21 protein-coding genes and 3 pseudogenes are annotated in these 19,632 nt (G+C 70.4%); 9 read left to right on the top strand and 15 right to left on the bottom strand.

The annotated features are described in order from the left end of the window. Positions 1–402: 402 nt before the first annotated feature. Positions 403–1,233 (top strand): alpha/beta fold hydrolase, encoded by an 831-nt coding sequence (locus OG389_RS05395; RefSeq protein ID WP_328297312.1) that lies wholly within the window; start codon positions 403–405, stop codon positions 1,231–1,233. A 64-nt stretch (positions 1,234–1,297) separates the two neighbouring features. Here OG389_RS05395 and OG389_RS05390 read toward each other — a convergent pair whose 3' ends face one another. Both OG389_RS05390 and OG389_RS05385 read right to left on the bottom strand, forming a co-directional pair. Next, positions 1,298–1,777: a peroxiredoxin gene (locus OG389_RS05390; RefSeq protein WP_328297311.1), complete on the bottom strand. Its 480-nt coding sequence runs from the start codon at positions 1,775–1,777 to the stop codon at positions 1,298–1,300. A 440-nt stretch (positions 1,778–2,217) separates the two neighbouring features. Further along, a complete protein-coding gene (locus OG389_RS05385) occupies positions 2,218–2,457 on the bottom strand; it encodes a chaplin (protein ID WP_267803936.1) in 240 nt (79 codons plus the stop codon). Positions 2,458–2,865: 408 nt separating this feature from the next. Between OG389_RS05385 and OG389_RS05380 the strand changes: the two genes are divergently transcribed. Both OG389_RS05380 and OG389_RS05375 read left to right on the top strand, forming a co-directional pair. Further along, on the top strand, positions 2,866–4,239 hold the full coding sequence (locus OG389_RS05380; RefSeq protein WP_328297310.1) for a molybdopterin-dependent oxidoreductase: 1,374 nt from the start codon (positions 2,866–2,868) through the stop codon (positions 4,237–4,239). Beyond that, a complete protein-coding gene (locus OG389_RS05375) occupies positions 4,236–4,769 on the top strand; it encodes a hypothetical protein (RefSeq protein WP_328297309.1) in 534 nt (177 codons plus the stop codon). Before OG389_RS05380 ends, OG389_RS05375 begins: the two co-directional genes overlap by 4 nt. On the opposite strand, the gene OG389_RS05370 is transcribed toward OG389_RS05375, so the two are convergent. Then, positions 4,739–5,422: a class I SAM-dependent methyltransferase gene (locus OG389_RS05370; RefSeq protein ID WP_328297308.1), complete on the bottom strand. Its 684-nt coding sequence runs from the start codon at positions 5,420–5,422 to the stop codon at positions 4,739–4,741. The two genes, OG389_RS05375 and OG389_RS05370, sit on opposite strands and share 31 nt — an antisense overlap. Before the next feature lie 428 nt (positions 5,423–5,850). Here OG389_RS05370 and OG389_RS05365 point away from each other — a divergent pair, with 428 nt between their 5' ends. After that, the gene (locus OG389_RS05365) at positions 5,851–6,540 is read left to right on the top strand and encodes a trehalase-like domain-containing protein (protein WP_328297307.1); all 690 of its coding nucleotides are present in this window, start codon (positions 5,851–5,853) and stop codon (positions 6,538–6,540) included. 27 nt (positions 6,541–6,567) lie between these two features. Further along, on the top strand, positions 6,568–7,692 hold the full coding sequence (locus tag OG389_RS05360; protein ID WP_328297306.1) for a glycoside hydrolase family 15 protein: 1,125 nt from the start codon (positions 6,568–6,570) through the stop codon (positions 7,690–7,692). A gap of 29 nt (positions 7,693–7,721) precedes the next feature. On the opposite strand, the gene OG389_RS05355 is transcribed toward OG389_RS05360, so the two are convergent. The 12 genes and pseudogenes from OG389_RS05355 to OG389_RS05300 all read right to left on the bottom strand — a co-directional run bounded on the left by OG389_RS05355 (position 7,722) and on the right by OG389_RS05300 (position 16,882). Then, the gene (locus OG389_RS05355; RefSeq protein ID WP_328297305.1) at positions 7,722–8,228 is read right to left on the bottom strand and encodes a DUF4383 domain-containing protein; all 507 of its coding nucleotides are present in this window, start codon (positions 8,226–8,228) and stop codon (positions 7,722–7,724) included. Between the two features lie 59 nt (positions 8,229–8,287). After that, complete coding sequence (locus tag OG389_RS05350; RefSeq protein ID WP_328297304.1) at positions 8,288–8,644, bottom strand: DUF6479 family protein; 357 nt, start codon at positions 8,642–8,644, stop codon at positions 8,288–8,290. 45 nt (positions 8,645–8,689) lie between these two features. After that, positions 8,690–10,093 (bottom strand): glycosyltransferase family 87 protein, encoded by a 1,404-nt coding sequence (locus OG389_RS05345; protein ID WP_328297303.1) that lies wholly within the window; start codon positions 10,091–10,093, stop codon positions 8,690–8,692. Positions 10,094–10,263: 170 nt separating this feature from the next. Beyond that, positions 10,264–10,923, bottom strand: coding sequence for a class I SAM-dependent methyltransferase (locus OG389_RS05340; protein ID WP_328297302.1), 660 nt, complete (start codon positions 10,921–10,923; stop codon positions 10,264–10,266). Then, the gene (locus OG389_RS05335; RefSeq protein ID WP_328297301.1) at positions 10,920–11,543 is read right to left on the bottom strand and encodes a TIGR04282 family arsenosugar biosynthesis glycosyltransferase; all 624 of its coding nucleotides are present in this window, start codon (positions 11,541–11,543) and stop codon (positions 10,920–10,922) included. The genes OG389_RS05340 and OG389_RS05335 overlap by 4 nt, the downstream gene beginning before the upstream one ends. Then, complete coding sequence (locus OG389_RS05330) at positions 11,540–12,256, bottom strand: glycosyltransferase family 2 protein (RefSeq protein WP_328297300.1); 717 nt, start codon at positions 12,254–12,256, stop codon at positions 11,540–11,542. The genes OG389_RS05335 and OG389_RS05330 overlap by 4 nt, the downstream gene beginning before the upstream one ends. 292 nt (positions 12,257–12,548) lie before the next feature. Beyond that, positions 12,549–12,845 (bottom strand): annotated as a pseudogene (locus OG389_RS05325) (NAD-dependent epimerase/dehydratase family protein); the annotation flags it as partial. 542 nt (positions 12,846–13,387) lie between these two features. Continuing rightward, positions 13,388–14,260, bottom strand: coding sequence for a DUF4394 domain-containing protein (locus OG389_RS05320; protein ID WP_328297299.1), 873 nt, complete (start codon positions 14,258–14,260; stop codon positions 13,388–13,390). A gap of 133 nt (positions 14,261–14,393) precedes the next feature. After that, positions 14,394–14,834, bottom strand: a complete 441-nt coding sequence (locus tag OG389_RS05315) for a DoxX family protein (protein WP_328297298.1) — start codon at positions 14,832–14,834, stop codon at positions 14,394–14,396. 16 nt (positions 14,835–14,850) lie between these two features. Next, positions 14,851–15,246, bottom strand: coding sequence for a cupredoxin domain-containing protein (locus tag OG389_RS05310; RefSeq protein WP_328297297.1), 396 nt, complete (start codon positions 15,244–15,246; stop codon positions 14,851–14,853). A gap of 131 nt (positions 15,247–15,377) precedes the next feature. After that, positions 15,378–16,172 (bottom strand): ferritin-like domain-containing protein, encoded by a 795-nt coding sequence (locus OG389_RS05305; RefSeq protein WP_328297296.1) that lies wholly within the window; start codon positions 16,170–16,172, stop codon positions 15,378–15,380. Next, positions 16,169–16,882, bottom strand: a complete 714-nt coding sequence (locus tag OG389_RS05300) for a ferritin-like domain-containing protein (protein WP_328297295.1) — start codon at positions 16,880–16,882, stop codon at positions 16,169–16,171. Before OG389_RS05300 ends, OG389_RS05305 begins: the two co-directional genes overlap by 4 nt. 405 nt (positions 16,883–17,287) lie before the next feature. On the opposite strand from OG389_RS05300, the pseudogene OG389_RS05295 reads away from it, so the two are divergent. The 4 genes and pseudogenes from OG389_RS05295 to OG389_RS05280 all read left to right on the top strand — a co-directional run. Then, a pseudogene (locus OG389_RS05295) lies at positions 17,288–17,554 on the top strand (molybdopterin-dependent oxidoreductase); the annotation flags it as partial. Then, a pseudogene (locus tag OG389_RS36710) lies at positions 17,554–17,679 on the top strand (alanine--tRNA ligase-related protein); the annotation flags it as partial. The pseudogenes OG389_RS05295 and OG389_RS36710, both read left to right, overlap by 1 nt. Before the next feature lie 286 nt (positions 17,680–17,965). Beyond that, entirely contained in the window at positions 17,966–18,862 is an 897-nt protein-coding gene (locus tag OG389_RS05285; protein WP_328297293.1) for a DUF5655 domain-containing protein, read from the top strand. A 460-nt stretch (positions 18,863–19,322) separates the two neighbouring features. Continuing rightward, positions 19,323–19,535: a cold-shock protein gene (locus tag OG389_RS05280; RefSeq protein ID WP_328297292.1), complete on the top strand. Its 213-nt coding sequence runs from the start codon at positions 19,323–19,325 to the stop codon at positions 19,533–19,535. Positions 19,536–19,632: the final 97 nt, after the last annotated feature.

Below are 19,632 nucleotides of genomic sequence, written 5' to 3'. Positions count from 1 at the left end.
GGCCCGCCGACCGGGCCTACTGCCATGCGCTCAGATCGCGCCGAGCGAAGGAAAGCACGCGGCACCCGCACCCCGTGACCACTTTCCCTTCGAAGTCGAGAGGGAACTCCGTCGCGAATTCGCAAATCCGCTGGCCACAGCCTCTTCACAGAAACTCCAGGGGGTTCCACATTCGCTACAACACGCAGTCGATGGGTTAGGCCGATCGAGGTCAATCGTATTATTGCAACCAGTTCGCAACAAGGATTTATGGCCTTTGCCGGTGAATGCAGGACGACAAGTGTCGATGGAATGATGAGGATGAGAATGCCCTGGATGTTCTGCGGTGAGTGAAATCGTGCCGTGCCGGGGCATGGTCCGGGTACACGCGTTGCACCACCACACGAAGGGCGTCAATCCAGCATGCCGCGCATCAATGTAAGTGCAGACAAGGGCCGCAGTGTCGAGCTCCACTTCGAGGACTACGGCCAAGGCCGCCCAGTCGTTCTCGTCCACGGCTGGCCGCTGAGCGGCCGCTCCTGGGAGCCGCAGGTCGGTCCACTGGTCGAGGCGGGCCACCGAGTGATCACCTACGACCGGCGCGGGTTCGGCTCCTCCACCCAGCCCTGGGAGGGCTACGACACCCTGGCCGCTGACCTGGACGCCCTCCTGACGCATCTCGACATCCGTGACGCCACGCTGGTCGGGTTCTCCATGGGCGGCGGGGAGGTGGTCCGCTACCTCCACAACTACGGCAGCAGCCGCGTCCGCCAAGCTGTCCTCGCCGCAGCGGTGCCTCCCTACCTCCACAAGAGCGCCGACAACCCGGACGGCGGACTCGACGACGCCACGATCACCCAGTTCGAGGACGGCGTCCGCGGCGACCGGCCCGCCTTCCTGGAGGGCTTCGTCACCGGCTTCTTCCAGGCCGGCGAGAACACCGACCTCGTCAGCGCGCCCCAGCACCGCTATCACGTGCACCTGGCGGAGGCGGCCTCACCCAAGGGGACGCTGGACTGCATCAACGCCTTCGCCCGCACCGACTTCCGTGACGACCTCGCCCGGATCGACGTCCCCACCCTGATCATCCACGGCACCCAGGACGCCATCGTGCCCTTCGAGGTCAGCGGCAAGCGGTCCCACGAAGCCCTGCCGGGCAGCACCCTCGCCCTGATCGAGGGAGCCCCGCACGGACTGAACCTCACTCACGCCCAGGAATTCAACCGGCACCTGACCGACTTCCTCGCCAAGTGATCGCAACCCCGGCCCCCGCCGCAAGGGATCGGGCCGGGGCGGGGGCGGCTGGACGTGAACCAGGTCAGGCGAAGGCAGCCAGCTCGCGGGACAGGGCCGCCACGCTCTGGAATGTGACCCCCAGCAAGGAGACGTGCTTCCAGTACAAGGTGCCGTCCGGAGCGATCAAGAAGACGGCCCGCCGCAACCCGATCCCGGGAGCCGTGATGCCGAACGAACGGCTCACGACTCGCTGTTCGTCCGCCAGCAGCGGCATGCGCAGGCCGTGGCGCCGCGCGAACGCCTCATGGCTGTCGACCCCCTGAGGGCTGATGCCCCACACCTGCGCACCGACGGCGGCGAACGACTCCAGCCCTCCGGAGTACGAGCACAACTGGCGGGTACAGACCGGCGTGTCATCCCCCGGGTAGAAGGCCAGGACCAGGGGCTTGCCGCGCTGCCTGCACAGTTCGAAGTCGCGCCGCTCGAACGATGAGCCTATGAGCTCGCCGCCCGGAAGGGCGAAGTCGCCCACCACCGAACCCAGTTCGGGTACGCCTGCCACGAAGATCCCCTTCGCATCATGAGCATGCCGGACAGGCGCCGGACGGCCGCCTGCCCCGCCAGAACCAGGCATTCGGGGCACCCGCCGGCCTGGAGCAACCTCGTCGACGAGGTTTCTTGCCCGCGGACGACGACGCCTCCGCGAGCGCATCGCAGTGGAAAGAGAACCAGACGGCCCCTGGTGCTGACAAGATGCCCGAGCAGCCCATCCGAATTCCCATGAAGTGACGATTCTTCTGTTGGGTGTGAGAATTTCGGACCTGCATACCGGCCAAGAAAATGCGGCTGCTACTGGTCTAAAGGTGGAGTAATTCGTGATCTGGTGACGTGTCGCGATCCTGGTTAATTGCGGCGTCCTCGTTCCGGGTGTCGACCGGGTGAATGGAACGGCTGCTTCGCCCCGGCCATGACCCAGGCCGGGGCGAAGGGCACCTCAGGACTTCAGCTGTTGATGCAGGTGTTGCCGAAGGCGGGGTTGAGCAGGCCGATCACGCTGACGCTGTTGCCGCATGCGTTGATCGGGATGTGGATCGGAACCTGGATCAGGTTTCCCGACAGGACACCCGGAGAGCCGATGGCCGCGCCGGAGGCTCCGGCATCGGCGGATGCGGCGGACGCGCCACCGACAACGGCGATGCCTACTGCGAGCGCGAGGCCGACACTCTTAAGAACACGGGACATGGGTGGCTCTCCTTGCTGGTCAAGTGACGCGTACGCGCCGATGAGCCCGAGATCGGGCCTGTGCCCCCTCTTCGTTGAGGTACGACAGGGCGGCTTGGCCTCCATCGGCCTGTTCCCTCGAAAGGGGGAACCGTCCCCGCATCTGGCCGAACACTTCCCCGAGATGCCATACCGCGCTACCCGACGCAGGTGAGGTCCGGCGGCAGCTCGCCCTGGTCAGGGCGAGCGAAACCGTCTACTCCACCGGCTCGGCGTCGGCAATGTCCCGGCTGCCGCAGCGTGCCTCCGACGGGTGGGACGGACCGTAAGGATCCGACCTGCGTGTCACGAGTCCGGCGAAGGCGTGCGCGCGGGATGTTCTCCCAGACGCTCATGCCCGATGAGCCGGATACCTGTGGAGATGTACGGATGGATGCAAGCGCCGGCAGTGACCAGCCGGAGGGTGGGCCTGAGAGGCCGTCTGCCTCCTCGAAGCTCCCGCGCACACCGGTCGCCGAGCGGGTGCGTGATGCGGTCGGCCGGGCACGGGCGGCGGGTCCGCCGCCGGGCCCGGCACGACCGGGGTTCTGGCGCAGTCCGCTGCGGGGTCCGTGGCTGACCGGGGTGTTCGGACTGATCCTGCTGGTCGGGGTGATCGTGCTCTTCGTGACGGGGCTGCTGTCGTACGCGGCCTACAACCCGGACCTCGCCCCGCGCAACGACCAGACGCCCGACAAGGGCTGGCTCGGGTTCTACCTGTTCACCTGGCCCACCTCGCCGTACTGGCTGTACCGGTTGACGCAGGGCGTGCACACCGTCCTCGGCGTGGTCCTCGTTCCCGTCCTCCTGGCCAAGCTGTGGTCGGTGATCCCCAAACTCTTCGAGTGGCCGCCCCTGCGCTCCGCAGCCCACGCGCTCGAACGGCTCTCGCTCCTGCTCCTCGTCGGCGGGGCGGGCTTCACCTTTGCCACCGGGATCCTGAACATCCAGCTGGACTACGTCTTCCCTGGCTCCTTCTACGTCCTGCACTTCTACGGTGCCTGGGTGTTCATCGCCGCGTTCGTCGTCCACGTCGCGTTCCGGCTGCCGCGCGCCGTCCGCGCCGTCCGCGCCGGCCGGGGCTTCCAGCCCGCGCCGGACTCGGTGGAGGCTGCCGGGCTTGTCTCCCCCCGCCCGGCACCGGCGACGATCTCGCGGCGGGGCGCGGTCGCGATGGTGGGCGCCGGCTCGCTGGCCCTGCTGGTGGTGACGGCCGGCCAGAGCATCGGCGGCTGGTGGCGCAAGACCGCTCTGCTGGCCCCCCACGGCCGCGATCCGGGTACCGGCCCGAACGGGTTCCAGATCAACAAGACCGCCGCGTCCAGCGGGATCCGGCCCAGCGACATCGGTCCCGCCTGGCGGCTGACGGTCCGTGGCGGGGGCCGCCAGGAGGTGCTGACCCGGGACATGCTGCTGGCGATGGAGCAGCGCGAAGCGGCGCTGCCGATCGCCTGCGTAGAAGGCTGGTCCACCCCCGACCAGCAGTGGTCCGGCGTACGGCTCACCGACCTCGCCGCCCTCGTCGGACTCGGCACCGACACCCCGCAGGTGCTGGTCGAGTCCGTGCAGCGCGGCGGGTCGTTCTCTTCCGTGGTCCTCGCCCCGAACCAGGCCCGCGATGACCGATCGCTCCTCGCCGTGCGCGTGAACGGGGCCGACTTGTCCCCGGACCACGGCTACCCGGCCCGCGTGATCATCCCGGCAGCCCCGGGCGTCCACAACACCAAGTGGGTCACCCGCCTCACCTTCGGAGAGCCCGCATGAACCACCCCGCCAAGGGGGCTGCCGCGGCCTTCCGCCACCGTTACGGCGCCTCCCCGCTCCACCTCCTGCTCACCCTGGCCTGCTTCGCCCTCGCCCTCTACGCCGGCATCCGCCTGCTCAAGGGCGACACCATGGGCGTGGCGATCTGGTTCGTCGGCGCGGCCCTCCTCCACGACCTGGTCCTTCTCCCGGCGTACTCGCTCACGGACCGCGCCGCCCAGCTCCTCTACCGGGGCCGGACCGCCGCGCCCGGGAGCGTGCCGCGTCCCAGCGTGAACCACCTGCGCGTCCCGGCGTTCATCTCAGGCGTCCTGTTCCTCGTCTGGTGGCCGCTGATCCTTCAGAAGGGCGGCCACTACACCGCCTCCACCGCCCTGTCCGCGGACGGATTCCTCGCCCGCTGGCTCCTCATCACCGCCGGCCTGTTCATCGCCTCGGCGATCGTCTGGCTGGCACTCACCTGGAGGCACCTGCAGACCACGCACAGGGAGGCCAGGGCTCAGGAGCGGGCCCGCAGGGCCACGAAGTGACGCTCGCCGGACACCGATGCGTCGGTCCACTGCTCGACTGGCGTCCAGCCCGACTTCCTGGCGTGCAGGACCAGGGCCCGGGAGCCGACCGTGGCCCAGGCAAAGAAGGGGCCCTTCGCCGTCTGGCCGGCGTGGATCCGTACCCGGCGCCGCTCGTCGACGTCGCAGGGAGCGGTCTCCGCGATCAGCAGCCCCCGGAACCGGACCAGGCCCCGGACGCGCTCCAGCAGGTGGCCCGGATCCCCGCCGATGCCGATGTTCCCGTCGGCCAGGAGCGCCGTGTCCCAGTGGCCCTCGTCGGGGATCGGCTCGAATACAGACCGGCTGACCGCCCTGCCGCCCCGGCAGACCGTGGAGATGACGGCGGTCGGGCACACGTCGATGCCCAGGACGCGGTGCCCTCGTCGGGATGCTTCCACGACGAGGCGCCCGGCCCCGCACCCGATGTCCAGGACCCGGCCCGCGCAGCGGTCCACGACGCCCCGGTCCGCGGCGTCGGCCTTCGCACACCAGCGGTGGACGTCCAGGGGCAGGCACCAGCCCTCGGCATCCCGCAGCGTGAGGCCGCCCTCCGCCGCGCAGAGCGCATCGGCGTACGGGCCCCGCTGCCAGGGCTCAAGGCCGCTGGTCCGCATCGAAGCGGCGGTGTTCACCCGTCCTCCTGCCCTTCGTGGACTGTCCGCCGGAGGTACCCGGACGGACAATTTGGTTCCTGCGCGGCGGGCGACGTGGTCTGCGGTGCGGTCCCGGTCGACGTTAGGTCGGCTTGCCGAAGGCCGCCTGCCGGGAGCATCGGATGGGCGACCGGGCGCGGGATCGCAGGCGAACGGGTGACGGCAGGTGCGTCCCCGGTGCGGTATCGCTTCGAACCCGTGCACGGGGTGTCTCCCGGCGGGGCTCTGGTCACCCCGGGATGGGTGGCTGCGGCTCACCACGGCCACTGCCTGCTCCGGGGCTTGCCGTCACGTCGCCGGCCTCGGAGCGGGGAGTGCCGTTTCGTGCAAGGACACCGCCCGACCTGCGGATCGCGTGCGTCGGAATCGGCCCCGGTCCCGGGGGCCGTCGGAACGGGAGCGGCAACGTGAGCGAGCGCCCCATCGGCGACTACGCGATGCTCTCGGACTGCCGGTCGGCTGCGCTGGTGAGTTCGGGCGGGTCGGTGGACTGGCTGTGCTTCCCGCGCTTCGACGGCCCGGCGGTCTTCGCCCGGCTCCTCGACCAGGACGCGGGTCACTGGTCGATCCGCCCGGCCGGTACTCCGGGGCAGGTGAGCCGTCGCTACCTGCCCGACACCCTGGTCATGGAGACCACCTTCCGCACCCCCACCGGCACCGCGGTGCTCGTTGACGCGCTGGCCCTCGGCCGCCGCGAACGCGGGCACGCCATGGGGACCTCCTCGCCGGGAACGCTGCTGCGCCAGGTCACCTGTACGAGCGGCGCGGTCGACATCACCGTGGAGTTCGCCCCGCGCCCGGAGTTCGGGCTGATCCAGCCCGTCATGAGGCCCGTCCGCGGGGGCCTGCTGGCCCGCGGAGGCGCCCAGGTCCTGATGCTCGCCACCGACCTCGCCTTCAGCCTGGACGGATCGACGGCCCACGCCGGAGTCACCCTGAAGGCCGGGGACCGCCTCGGTTTCGCGCTCAGCGCCGAGCCGGCCTGGGGATCCGCTCCCAAGCCGTGGTCCCCGCGCCGCATCCGCCGCCGGCTGGCCGACACCGAAACGGGCTGGCGGTCCTGGTCCACACTCCACGCCGCCTACACGGGCCCCTGACAAGAACACGTCCGCCACAGCGGGCGGGTGCTGCGCGCCCTGACCTACACGCCGACCGGGGCGATCGTCGCAGCGGCGACGACGTCGCTCCCGGAGAGCATCGGCGGAACCCGCAACTGGGACTACCGCTACACCTGGGTCCGCGACGCCAGCCTCACCCTCCAGGCCCTGGCCACCGGCGCCTGCAAGCAGGAGAAGGCCGACTTCTTCGCCTTCCTCGCGCAGGCCGCCGCCACCCAGCTGGAGCGCGGTGTCGACCTCCAGGTCATGTACGGCATCGGCGGCGAGCGCGACCTGAGCGAACGCACGCTGTCGCACCTGTCGGGCTGGCGGGGCAGCAGCCCGGTGCGCGTCGGCAACGACGCCTGGCGCCAACGGCAGCTCGACGTCTACGGGGAACTCCTCGACGCCGCTCACCAGACGCTGCCCCACGGCGAACTCCTCGACCCGCCGGTCCGTACCTTCCTGCGCCAGTGTGCCGAGGCCGCCGCCAGACGCTGGGCGGATCCCGACCAGGGCATCTGGGAGGGCCGCGGCCCCGCCCGCCACTTCCTGCACTCCAAACTCATGTGCTGGGTCGCCCTGGACCGCGCCATCGACCTCGCCCCCGCCCTCGACGCCCACGACCGCGTCTCCCACTGGCAGCACATCCGCCAACAGATCCGCGACACCATGGAGGACCAGGGCTACAACGCTCAGGTGGGTGCGTTCACGCAGGCGTTCGGCAGCCGCCGCCTCGACGCCTCCGCGCTGATGCTGCCCCTCACCGGCTTCCTCCCGGGAAACGACCCCCGCGTGCGCTCCACCGTCGAGGCGATCGCCGGGAAGCTGACGGACTCACGGGGCCTGGTGCGCCGCTATCTGGAGGACGACATCGACCACGACGAGGGCACCTTCCTGTTGTGCACGTTCTGGCTCGCCCAGGCCCTCGCCCTGACCGGCCAGAGCGCCCGCGCCCGGCAGGCCTTCGAGAACGCCCTCGCCCACGCCAACGATGTGGGTCTCCTCCCCGAGGAAGTCGACACCGCCAGCGGCGAGGCCCTCGGAAATTTCCCGCAGGCCTTCAGCCACATCGGCCTCATCAACGCCGCCCTCACCATCCGCAACTCCGAAACCGAAAACGTACGGGAGGACGCGACGAACTCCGAGTGAGGGTGAACCCGACCGGATGCAGGGACAGGTCAGCTCCGAGGGTGACGGGATCGCCAGTACGGGTTGTCGTGGGGCAGAGATCCGCTGACGCGGCCGTACATGCCGAAGGTCATCAGCAGCAGGCCGGTGACGAAGCTGAAGAGCACGTTCTGGAGGTGGAACGCGAACACGTTCAAGCGGGTGTCCAGCACGGCGAGGCTGGCGAAACCGGCCGCGAGGAAGGCTACGCCCACGATGATGTTGACGGTGGATGCGGTGTTCCCGCCGATGACCGCACCGGCGAGCAGCAGGCCGCCCACGAGGACGGAGGCCACGCTCAGAGCCCCGTTGCTGCCCAGGCCCATCACCATGCTTCCGCTGGTGCTGAAGAACCCGATCCGGTCGATCAGCCCGAGGACGCCGAACACGACGAGGAAGGCGCCCATCAGTCCGGCGCCACCGCGGTAGACGCGGCCCAGCCGGTGGTCGAGGGGGAGGTGGTCGTCGAGTACGACGCCGCGCCCGCGCCTGGTCTGGTCCTGCGTGACTGTGGCCATTGGGGTCGGTCCTCCTTCGTACTCCCCGAGTCTCAAGATCTCTGCCCATCGGCAGGGGGTCAGGCGCCGCGGTGATGGACGGCGGATTCACCCTCGGGGAGGGGCTGTTCGGGATGGGGGCGGGTGGTGGAGCCGCCGTTGCCGTAGCCGCCCATCTGGTGCGGGCTGAGGCCTCCGGCGGGGAAGCCCCTCGCCTCGCGGTCTTCGGGCTGCTCGCGCACTTCGTGGACGGCCCCGCCGGCCGGGAGGTGTGGCTGGCTGTCGGGTGTGGGGGGAGGGGGTTCGTGTGCCCGGACCTTCGCGCCGAGGACGAACGCGGCGATCAGGACGGCGACGATGAGAACTCCGACGATCCCGAACCACCCGATGTTCGTCAGGGTCATGTCCACTGCCAGGTTGTGCACGCTGGTGTCCATGCCATCCATGGTGGTGGACCAAGTATCAAAAAAGCCGAAAAGGGATCATACGGAAGTCTTACGGCGTGCAGATTGCCGCTGGGAGGCTTTGGCGCCGGTCCCGGCGCCTCGGTGCCGGCACCAGGCCGTGACCGCGACGAGGGCCGCGGCGGCCCCGTACGCGATGGAGGCGAGCGCTGCCCCGTAGCCGAAGGTCGGTCCGAGGATGTAGACGGCTGCACCGGCCAGGGGGATGCCGAGCCATTCCCAGCGTCCGTCCAGGGCGGCGAGCGCGATCAGGAGCAGGGCGTACCAGGAGTAGCCGGGGGTGAGGAGGACGAAGGCCCAGCCGGTGACCAGCAGGGCGCCGCTCCAGGGGCGCCGTGGGTCCCCGCGCCACATCACGTACAGGGATACCGCCGCGACGGCGGCGAGCAGGACGGGGAAGGCCCAGTCGTCGGGCAGTACGAGGCGCAGGAGCGCGTACCGGGAGCCGGCCGAGGGGTCGTCGTAGCCCTCTTCCTCTACGTAGCCGCCGAGGTAGCCGAAGACCGATTGGTGCGAGATCAGGACGTACGGCAGGTAGGCGAGTGCGGTGAACGCCGCTGCGGGCAGGAGCACGGCGGCGGCGTCGCGGATGCGGCGGACGCCGGAGAGGACGCCGGGCAGGACGACGGCGGGCATGAGTTTGGTGGCGATGGCGGCGCCGATGAGCAGGCCACCGGCTGCTCGCCGGGTCTGGGCGCGGGAGGCGACGAGGCCGAGTCCGGCGATGGCGAGGAGCACGCCGAGGGCGTCGATGTGGGCGTTGTTGACGGCCTCCAGGGGGACGGCCGGGCACCAGGCCCAGTACGCGGCCTTGCGGAGGTCTGCGCCGCGTCGGCGCAGGATGAGCAGGAGCGTGCCGGTCACGCCGAGGGAGATCAGGCCGGCGCCGATCTGCAGCGGCTTGTGCCGGGCTCCGGAGGGCGAGAGCGCGTCGATGGCGAGGAAATAGAACTCCGCGACGGGCGGGTAGATGGTGTGGACGGCCGGCCGGTTGATGCGGGTGCAGCGGGGCGCCGTGCCGGTGTGGGGGATGCCCGCCAGGTCCGGGCCGGAGCAGGTGGAGCCCTCGGGGAAGAGCCACGGGTCGCGCAGCCGGACGAGCGCGGGATCCTGCGGGATGTGGTCGTACGGGGAGATGCCAGCGGACTGTACCCGGCCGTCCCAGGCGTAGCGGTAGGAGTCGGTGCTGGTGCGCGGCGGCCCGAGGAGCCCGGTCACCGTGACGGCCACGGCCCCCGCCAGGAGCAGCGGCACGACGGATCCGGCTGGGACGCGGCGCAGCGTGACCAGGGCCGTGGCGAATAGTGCCCAGCAGGCCGCGTACCACCAGAACAGCCCGACGGGATCACTGAAGAACCCCCCGTACCGGACGGTGAGGACGAGGGCGGCGGTGAGGGCGGCCAGGACGGCGCTGGTGATCACGGTTCGGGTGGTGCGGGTGGTAGGCGGGTTCACCCGCCGAAGGCTCCCAGGAAGCCGCCCTCCACGGGCTGTTGGCGCCCCGGACGTCCGTGTTTCGTAAGGTGTTCCGGCGCCCTGTGAGAGCCCGTCCACGCGGGCGGGCGCCCCGGTGCGCCCGCCTGCATGGCCCGTCAGTGCCGGAGGTGGACGAAGCGCCGGCCTTCCTCCTGCCAGGCGCCGTACGGAGTCCAGCCCGCGTCCGCGGCCTCTGTGATCAGGGCCCGGGTTCCGAGCCGGGCCCACCAGAAGGACGCTCCGCGACCGCCGTTGCCGTTGTCGACGTACACCTCGACGCGCTCGTCCACGTCGGCGTCGGCCACCTCCACCAGCAGGGATCCGCCGGGGGCGGTGAGTTCGGCGGTACGGCGCAACAATGCTCCGGGGTCGCCGCCGATGCCGATGTTGCCGTCGATCAGGAGGACCGTGCCCCAACGGCCCTCCTGGGGCAGCGGGTCGAACACCGAGCGGCACAGGGCGTCGCCCCCTGCCCGCAGGGTCCGGTCGACCGCTTCCGGGGTGAGGTCCACACCGAGGGCCGTGTTCCCGAGCCGGGCGAGTGCAGCGACCAGCCGGCCGGGGCCGCAGCCGATGTCGAGGACCGGACCGGCGCAGCGGGCCAGCACGGTGCCGTCGGCCGCGTCGGCTTCGGCGCACCACCGCTCGACCTCCAGCGGCAGCAGCCAGCCGTCCCGGCGGCGGAGGTACAGCGGGCCCCGTCCGGTGCGCAGGGCGTCCGCGTACGGGTCTGCCTGCCAGGTGCGGGTGGCGCGCTCGGTGAGCTGCGCGGTCATCGGGAGGTCACCGCGCACAGTCCGGTGTACAGGGCGGCGAAGCGGGTCCCCGGCGCGGCGGCGGCGACCTGCTGCGCGTCGGCGGGGGTGTCCACGTCGCACAGTTCGGGCAGGTCCTGCACGGCCAGACCGGCGTCGGTCAGCCGGCGCCGCTGCACCTTCCCCGTCTCCGGTACGGACATGGGCACACCCAGCAGCAGGGCCGGGTCGGGTTCGGCGAGGCCCAGGGCCCAGAACCCGCCGTCCTCGGCAGGGCCGTACCACGCGTCCGCCTCGGTGAAGTCGAGCCCGAGGGCGAGCAGGCTGGGGGTGACCTGCGGGGTGTCCATGCCGATGAGCAGGGCCGGGCCCCCGGCGAGGGCGAAGGCGGCGGCCAGTCGGGCGTCCAGGCCGCCCGAGCTCTGCGGGACGACCTCGATGCCGGCCGGGATCCAGGCACCGGGCTGTCCGTCGAGGACCAGGACGCGTCGCCCGGCCGGAGTGGCGAGGACCGCGTCGAGGGTGTCGCGGAGCGAGGCCCTGGCCAGGTCGGCGGCCTGTTGCGGGGTGAACGCCGTGGTCAGCCGCGTTTTGACGCGGCCCGCGACGGGCGCCTTGGCGATGACGAGGAGGGTGTTCACGCGGCGACCTCCTCGGCCGGTGCGGTACGGACGATCGGGGGCTCGGCCAGGACCCGGCGCATGTCCCGCACGGCGTGCCAGGTGCGCCGCCAGGTGCCGGTGACCTTGGACTTGCCGGAGCGGGGCAGGTAGGGGACGTCCGTCTCGGCCACCCGCCAGCCGGCGTCCGAGGCCCGTACGACCATCTGCAAGGGGTAGCCGCTGCGCCGGTCGGTCAGGTCCAGGCCGAGCAGCGCCTCGCGCCGGGCGACCCGCATCGGACCGAGGTCGTGCAGCCGAAGTCCGGTGCGGCCGCGCAGCATCCGGGCCAGGGCGACGTTGCCCGCGCGGGCGTGGGCCGGCCAGGCACCCCGACCCTGCGGTCGTCGGCGGCCGAGCAGCAGGTCCGCCTCGCCGGCCGCGACGCGCGCGGCCATCGGCGCGAGCAGTCCGGGGTCCATGGAGGCGTCGCAGTCGCAGAAGCAGACCAGTTCGGCGCGGGCCGCCAACAGCCCGGCGTGGCAGGCGGCCCCGAAGCCGCGCCGGGCCTCGTGCACGACGGTGGCGCCGAGCTCGCGCGCGATGTCCGCTGAACCGTCGGTGGAGCCGTTGTCGACGACGATGGCGCGCCACCCGGCCGGCACCCGTGCCAGTACCCAGGGGAGGGCCTCGGCCTCGTCGAGGCAGGGCAGTACGAGGTCCGCGAGAGGCGGACGGCAAACAGAATCAGTCACCCTCCACACCGTAGGAACCGGAAGGCAAAGAATCGGGCCGCAAGAGCTTACGAAACGCGGACGACGTGCCCGATGCAGGCGGTCGGGGCCGGACGGCCGACGGCCGTCCGGGTCATCGTCGAAGACCTTGACGGGCGCGCGGACGTCCACGGTGTCCCCGGTGGATGCTGCTGCGAACTCACGCTGCCGGTCCCCGCCCGAGCGGCCCGGCATGCTGTCTCAGCGGACCGAGCCCGCCGAGGTGCACTGGCCGGCGCGCGCGAACTCGGTCATTCCCTCCCTGAAGCCCACCCCGCCGCTGCGCTCCGTCTTCAAGGACTTGGGGAGCCTCGCCCCGGGCCAGGGAGGAGCGAAGAAGGAGCCCACGCCGGCGTACGGAGTGTCGCGCGGCATGCCCGGCCCGTACGCGTTGTGGAAGCGGAGCGAGTCCGCCCGCCCCTCCGTGCATCGTGCCCACTAGGCGGCGAGGTGCTCGCGGCTCGGTTTCGTGGTCGGCGTACACGTTCCGGGGCTCGAAGCGGCCCGACGCCAGGTCTTCGGTCCGCAGTGGCCCGGGACGGACCGCGCCGTGCAGGGCGCACGTGTAACGGAGTTTCACCCGAGCCGGTGAGGCCGGCCTGTACTGGGTCGTCGGTCAGGGGTGGCCGGTCGTAGCCGCCGCCGGGAGGACGTGATCACGGCGCTCATCCGGTGATACACCGGCCAGGTATCCGGCGAGCTGGGTCAGGTGAAGGCGGTGCCCATCTCGGGTTTCCCGCTCCAGTACTTCCCGCAGGGCCCGTTCTGCCCGCGTGACCGTCGATTGGGGCACCCGTACGCGCTGTCCGGGCCTCTCAGTGAAGGCGAGGAGTGTCCTGGCAGCCGCCTGAGCTTCACCGCAGGCGCTGCGCCTCAGCGCGAGGAAGACCTGAGCGAGCCGGTCGGCGGCCATTTTCACCACGGGATCAGTCATGAACGTACAACGAGCGTACTGTGCGGACGAAACGCCTATATCGTAAGAAAAGGAACCTTGGTTGATGGCTTCGACGACCTTGTCAACTTCAAGGGCTCCTGGGTGTTCCGGGCAGCCGGTCGCCTTCCGGGTCGTGGTGGGACGCGCCGCTGAACGGCCCGCCACGACCCGGATGTCCGTCAGCTCTGGTTCAGGGGCAGGGCGATGTCGGTGACCTGGCGGTCCCTGGGGAAGGCGCCCATGTCGTGGGCGGCGCCGGTGAGCAGGTTGATCCCGTAGAGGCGGAAGGTGTTGCCGGTGTTGAGGGCGGCGAAGCCCTGGTTGGTGCCCTGCTTGGGGGCGAAGTAGATGTCGAAGCCCGCGTCGGGGCCGGCGTTGACGCCGAGGTTGCCGGTCGGGGCGAGCGTGCCGGCGTTGGCGGGGGACTGGAGGGAGATCCGGTCGGCCGTGGTGTCGATGTCGAACAGCGAGGTGGCGGTGGCCGCGTTGAGGTCGTTGTTCGTGTACGCGGCTCCGGTGACGCCCATGGCGGTCGAGGGAGGCGTCGTCGGGTTGGTGAGGGGGCCGTCGACGGTGGTGGTCAGCGGGGCGGCGTTGTCGTCGATGTTGTGGCGCAGGTTCTGGCCGGTGTCGCTGATGACGCGCAGCCGGTTGGCGGCGGGGTTGAAGTCCACGCCGAACCGGGCCCCGGAGAGGGCGACAGTGAGCTGGGAGACCTTCATGGCCTTGGCGTTGCCGGTGTCGAGGGTGTAGATGCCGCCCTTGTCGCCGACGCCGTAGAGCTTCTCGTTCTGGACGCGGAAGTCGATGCCGACGATCTTGGCGTCGCCCATGAGACCGGACACCTTGCCGATCGACATGGTCTTCGACGGCCGGTCGACCATGAACTCCACCAGCCGCTGGTCGGAGGTCAGCCCGACCGCGGTGAGGGCCCCGCGGTCCATGCGGTCCATGCCGTTCCGGCCCCCGCCGTCGGCCGAGGCCAGAACCGGTGCTGACAGGGCCGCGGCCACAGCGACCGAGAGGGCGATGGTGCTCTTGCGCGTACGCATGGATGCTCCTGATCTGGAAGGTGATCCCGTGCCGGACTGGTGCGGGATCCGGACGTGGTTCGCAGCTGCCTGGTGTGCGGACGGGCCGAACGCGTCAAGACCACCCGGACGGCGTCACGGCTCGCCGGACGGGCTATGGGGCGACCGGCTCGGGCGTTGCCGTCCTCGTCCACCGCATGGCGGACGCGAGACGTCGGCAGGCCCTGGGGAGGGAGAGCGCTGCAGGCGAGAGGACGGCGAGGGCGAGGAAGGTCCAGCAGTTCAGGGCGGCGCTCTCGCCGTCGTTCTGCAGGGGGAGGAGGCCGTGCGGCTGGTGTTCGGTGAAGTAGGCATAGGCCATGGCGCCGGAGCACAGCAGCGAGGCGGGGCGAGTGAGCAGGCCGGTGGTGACGAGAGTTCCGCCGCCGAGCTCGATCAGGCCAGCCCACCAGTACGGCCACATGCCCACTGGCGCCGGGCGGCCGTCGAAGAGCCCGAAGAGCTTGGCGGCGCCGTGGCAGGCGAGGAGGAACCCGGTCACGATCCGGAACAGCCCCAGGAGGTGCTCGCCGGTGGCGCGGGGGAGGTGGAGCATGGCTGTTTCCCGGGGGTCAGCGGACGGTGAGGGTGCCGGACATGAACTGGTGGATGTCGCAGATGTAGGAGTACGTGCCGCGGGTCCGGGGGGCGGTGAAGGTGGTGCTGCGGCCGGCCTTGATCCTTCCGGTGCGGAAGGTGGCGTGGTCGGTTCCGGTGACGGTGTGCGGGGCGTTGTCCCTGTTGACGACGGTGACGACCGTGCCGGGAGCCACCGTGAGGGACGCAGGGCTGAAGCTGAAGTCCTGGATCACGATGCGGGCGGTCGGTGCGGCCCGTACGGGCGCCGACTGGGCGCTGGCGGGGGCCAGGAACGTGCTGGCGAGGGCGAGCGCGGCGCATGCGGCCCGGGCGGCGGCCGAGCGCAGCGCGACGGGGAGCGAGACCTGGGCGGAGCTGTGCTTGGGCATGACGAATCGGCCCTTCGGGGCAGAAGCGGACACTGGGTCAGGACCGACCGGGTACGGGTCGCTATACGCGTTCGGCCCGGGTGAAGGGGCGCCGCGGCACGCGGAGGCGGCGGCGCCCGGCGAGCGCGGGTTCAGACGGTCAGCAGCGTGGGCTTGGCGGCCCGGTCCGTCTGGAGGAAGGCGTCGGGGACGGGGTACTCGCCGAGGACGAAGTGGAGGATCGCGGCGTGCATGGCCTCGACAGGGGCGATGCTGGCCGCGGTCCTGATGCCCGCCGGGCTGCTGACGTGGCCTGCGGCGAACAGATAGGTCTGTGCGGCCTGTTCCTCCAGAGCCAGTGCGAGACGGGCGACGGCGCCGACGTTCTCGGCGCGGCCGAGGGCCTTGAGGGTGGCGGGCTGGTTCGACAGCGGCACCCCCGTGATCGCGGGACGCCCAGCCCCCGTCAGTACCGCGTTCCACGCCTTGGCGTGCGCGGCGTGCTGGTCCATCGCGGTCTTCGCGAAGGTGCCGACCGCGGGCGGCACCTTGCCGAGCCTGCCCGCGCCCGCCGCCTTCAGCGCGGCGCCATAGGCGCCCACGGCCTGGTTCTCCAGCGCTGCCGCGAGTGCCACCACCTTCAGGTCGCCCTGGTAGGGGCTCGGCGCGGCAGCCGCAGAAGCCCCCGGGGCCATCGCGTAAGCCTTCGCGCCGACCCCGCCCGCCAGCGCCAGTGCCGCAGCCGCGGCCGCGATGCCCGCACCCGCGAGGAACCGGCGCCGGTCCGCGTCCGCCGCCCTGATCTCCCCGACGAGCTCCGCCGCACCGGTGTGCATGGCCGCCAGCGTGCCGAGGTGTGCTTCCTCCATGTCCTTGGTGAGCAGGTCCAGTTCACGCTCTCCGATGCCGAGCTCCCAGTCGCGCCGGCCCTTCTTCGCGGTGCTCACTTGACGGCTCCTTCGGAGATCGGGGAAGCGTTCTTCACGGGGTAGAAACCCTCGGGGAAACCGACCGAACCGGCCGCGGCCGGCAGCGCCGCGACCCTCGTCGGCAGGGCGATCAACTCCGGCCTTCCGGTACCCAGCAGGGCCCGTACCGCCAGCAGCACCGCCCGGTGCTGCGCCTCGACGGGCGCGATCGAGGCGAACAGTGACCGCAGCCGTGCGTCGCGCACGTCCCCGGTGTACTTCGTATAGGTCTGTGCGGCGACGTCCTCCAGAGTGATCGCCAGCGCCACCACATCGGCCGGCCCCTTGATCCCGGGCAGGGCCTTCTTCACGATCGCCGCGTACTTCGCGTTCGGCGCCGTCTGCGCCTTCCCGCCCGCCTTGGTCGCCGCCGCGTTGAACGCCCGCGCGTGTGCACCGTGCTGGCTGATCGTGGTGGCGATGAACGCCGCCACCGTCTTGTTGCCGTTCTTGATGAACGGCAGGCCGGCCGCCTGCTGATACACGCCGACGGCGAGGTTCTCCAAGGAGGCCGCGGTCTGCAGCGCCATGACGTCCTCCCGCGAAACCCGGCCCCCGACCTCGCTCAACGCCGATCCGGTCATGCGCATCGCGGTGCTGTTCACATCCTGCGACTGCTCGGTCAGCCGGCCCAGCAACCTGGAATCGATACGGCTCGCGCCCATCACGCCCCATCTCTCGTCACACATCGGCACATATCCGCGCAGGCGTCGACCGCGAGCGCATCCACGGCAGGTTCGTGACGGAGCGGGGCCTGGACGGCCCAATTCACCTGATCGGGGAGGAAGGTCAGATCGTGCGACGAATGCGGCCATCCGTGCGGCCGCGAGCCGTAAGGATTGCGGTGCGTGTCACGCGTGGGGCGGGAGCCTTCGATGCGCGATGTTTTCCTGAAAACAGGCCCGCCTGTTCCGCAGGAAAAGTACGGAGGTGTGCCGAGTGGACGCGAGCGACGGCCCGGGGGACCGCCCGGACGGCGCCGCGCGGCCGCCATCGACCCCGACGACACCCGCACCGCCCGCGCGGGTCCCGGTTGCCGCGCGGGTACGCGGGGCGGTCGACCGGGCAAGGGCGGCTGGGCAGCCACCGGGGCCGCCAAGCTGTGGTCGGTGATCCCCAAACTCTTCGAGTGGCCGCCCCTGCGCTCGGCCGCGCACGCGCTCGAACGGCTTTCGCTCCTGCTCCTCGTCGGCGGGGCGGGCTTCACCTTCGCCACCGGGATCCTGAACATCCAGCTGGACTACGTTTTCCCGGGCTCCTTCTACACCCTGCACTTCTACGGCGCCTGGGTGTTCGTCGCCGCTTTCATCGTCCACGTCGCCTTCCGGCTTCCTCGAGCCGCCCGGACGGTGCGGGCCGGCCCCTGCCCACCCCGGACCCGACGCTGCTGTTCGTCAACGCTGGGATGGTGCCGTTCAAGCCCTACTTCACCGGCGAGGCGGCCCCGCTGTGGGAGCGGGCCAGCAGCGTGCAGAAGTGGGTGAGGAGGGTGCTCGGTGCTGGGCGTGAGTAAGGCCGACGAGCATCGCGACCGCAGTGGAGAAGGTACTTAGAAGGCGCCTGCTCTATCCGCTGAGCTACGGGGGCTGACCTGCGAAAACGCAGCTTCCGAACACGAGCCGTGTGGTGCTGTGCCACACATGTGCCACAAGGGTACGTGTGGGGCGATCGGCTCCGGCTTTCAGCCTCTCACAGGATCTTTACATCCCGGAGGGTCGAGGCGGAAACAATTCGGTCTCCACCGCTGTTGTGGCCCCTGGATACAGCGATGCATGGGGGTGCTGAGACTGAGGCTGTTCGATGTGAACGGTGGGGGCGCGGTGGAGATCACCGCGAGGCCGGCGGAGCTTGAGCGCCATCTGCAGGACGTGGTCGAGGGGAACATGGAGCTCCTGCTCGGCGTCCGGTTCCTGGCGAGCGAGTACAGCACGGGGCCGGTGCACGGGGGCAGGATCGACTCGCTCGGTATCGACGAGAACGGCTCGCCTGTCGTCGTGGAGTACAAGCGCGGGCGGGACGCCGGCGTCATCACGCAGGGCCTCTTCTACCTCTCGTGGCTCGTCGACCACAAAGCGGAGTTCCAGCACCTGGTCCGCGACCGGCTCGGGGAAGGGGCCGCGGACCAGGTCCTGTGGAGCGCGCCCAGGCTGATCTGCGTCGCGGAGGACTTCACGCGCTACGACGTCCACGCCGTACGCGAGATCCGGCGCAGCATCGACCTGGTCCGCTACAGCTACTTCGGCAACGACCTCCTGGCCCTTGAGCCGGTCGCCTCCGTCGTCGCCGACGGAGCAGTCCGAAACGACCGCCGGCAGCGCAGGACAGCCCAAGGGGATAGGCCGGCGGAGAACGCCGGCGTCTCGGACCTGCGGGCCGCACTGGAGGAGCTCCTCCTGGGACTCGGTGACGACGTGAGCCGCATCGACCGCAAGCAGTACCGGGCGTACCGGACGCTGCGGAACTTCGCCTGCGTCAGCCACGGCCACCAGCAGGAAGTCGTCATGACCCTCCGCCTGTCACCGAAGGAGGTCGACCTCATCCCCGGCTTCACCCGGGACGTCAGCGAGATCGGCCACCACGGAACGGGCGACCTCGAAGTCCGGCTGCGCACGGAGCGTGATCTCGGCCGAGCGGAGCCACTGCTGCGGCAGGCCTACGAGGCTGCGTGACCGCACGGTCGGCGGAGGCGTCAAGTTGTGGTTCAAGCAGCGGCGTCGGCCTTTCGTCGTACGAACAGGGGTGGCGGTGTCCTTCCATCATGCGGCGAATTCGGGAATTCGGAATTTGTGAAACCGCTGATACATAGGAGGCCTCCGTTGCCCCTGGCCGTCCGATGCTCCACCCGGATCTCGACGGGGTACGGCCATCTGAGAGCCGCAGCGCCGTGGCCGGGAAGACGCGATAGCCGCGGCTCAACGGCCGCGCTGCATGCGCAGTGAGACCCCGCCGAGGGGGGGATTCGGCGGGGTCTCACTCAGACAGTAGCTCTTCGGCGTGTGCATCCGGGCGTGACGGTGGCGGCCTGCGTGTTGGCTGTCCGAGCCTCGGGAAACCGACTGCGACCAACCCGTCAACGACTTACCCATCCGAGTGAGTTTCATGATCGTCGGCATGGGCACGTATGGGCGCATGCAGCGAGGACGAGTGAAGTGGTTCAACACCACCAAGGGGTTCGGTTTCATCAAGCCGGAGGGCAGCGACCAAGACATTTTCGTCCACATTTCCGCCGTCTCGGCGGCAGGTCTCAGCACCCTTGATGACGACCAGGAGGTTCTCTTCGAAATCGAGGAGAACCAGAAGAACGGCAAGGCGTCCGCCATCAACCTGGAGGTCGTGGACTAACCGAACGTCTCGGCCTGCACGGTTGGCGGAGTTGCTGTCGCTGATGGTGGCGCAGGGCTCGGATGCTTAATCGGCTCCGGTTGCGCCCGCCATGGTT

This window comes from Streptomyces sp. NBC_00435 (assembly GCF_036014235.1).
Taxonomy (GTDB): Bacteria; Actinomycetota; Actinomycetes; order Streptomycetales; family Streptomycetaceae; genus Streptomyces.
This window is presented reverse-complemented; position numbering and strand designations above follow the sequence as displayed.

What these genes read in the sequence shown, in the direction of transcription:
- OG389_RS05395 (WP_328297312.1), top strand. Translation starts at nt 403, where the DNA reads ATGCCGCGCATCAATGTAAGTGCAGACAAGGGCCGCAGTGTCGAGCTC.
- OG389_RS05385 (WP_267803936.1), bottom strand. Translation starts at nt 2,457, where the DNA reads ATGTCCCGTGTTCTTAAGAGTGTCGGCCTCGCGCTCGCAGTAGGCATC.
- OG389_RS05380 (WP_328297310.1), top strand. Translation starts at nt 2,866, where the DNA reads ATGGATGCAAGCGCCGGCAGTGACCAGCCGGAGGGTGGGCCTGAGAGG.
- OG389_RS05375 (WP_328297309.1), top strand. Translation starts at nt 4,236, where the DNA reads ATGAACCACCCCGCCAAGGGGGCTGCCGCGGCCTTCCGCCACCGTTAC.
- OG389_RS05355 (WP_328297305.1), bottom strand. Translation starts at nt 8,228, where the DNA reads ATGGCCACAGTCACGCAGGACCAGACCAGGCGCGGGCGCGGCGTCGTA.
- OG389_RS05350 (WP_328297304.1), bottom strand. Translation starts at nt 8,644, where the DNA reads ATGGACACCAGCGTGCACAACCTGGCAGTGGACATGACCCTGACGAAC.
- OG389_RS05340 (WP_328297302.1), bottom strand. Translation starts at nt 10,923, where the DNA reads ATGACCGCGCAGCTCACCGAGCGCGCCACCCGCACCTGGCAGGCAGAC.
- OG389_RS05320 (WP_328297299.1), bottom strand. Translation starts at nt 14,260, where the DNA reads ATGCGTACGCGCAAGAGCACCATCGCCCTCTCGGTCGCTGTGGCCGCG.
- OG389_RS05315 (WP_328297298.1), bottom strand. Translation starts at nt 14,834, where the DNA reads ATGCTCCACCTCCCCCGCGCCACCGGCGAGCACCTCCTGGGGCTGTTC.
- OG389_RS05310 (WP_328297297.1), bottom strand. Translation starts at nt 15,246, where the DNA reads ATGCCCAAGCACAGCTCCGCCCAGGTCTCGCTCCCCGTCGCGCTGCGC.
- OG389_RS05300 (WP_328297295.1), bottom strand. Translation starts at nt 16,882, where the DNA reads ATGTGTGACGAGAGATGGGGCGTGATGGGCGCGAGCCGTATCGATTCC.
- OG389_RS05285 (WP_328297293.1), top strand. Translation starts at nt 17,966, where the DNA reads ATGGGGGTGCTGAGACTGAGGCTGTTCGATGTGAACGGTGGGGGCGCG.
- OG389_RS05280 (WP_328297292.1), top strand. Translation starts at nt 19,323, where the DNA reads ATGCAGCGAGGACGAGTGAAGTGGTTCAACACCACCAAGGGGTTCGGT.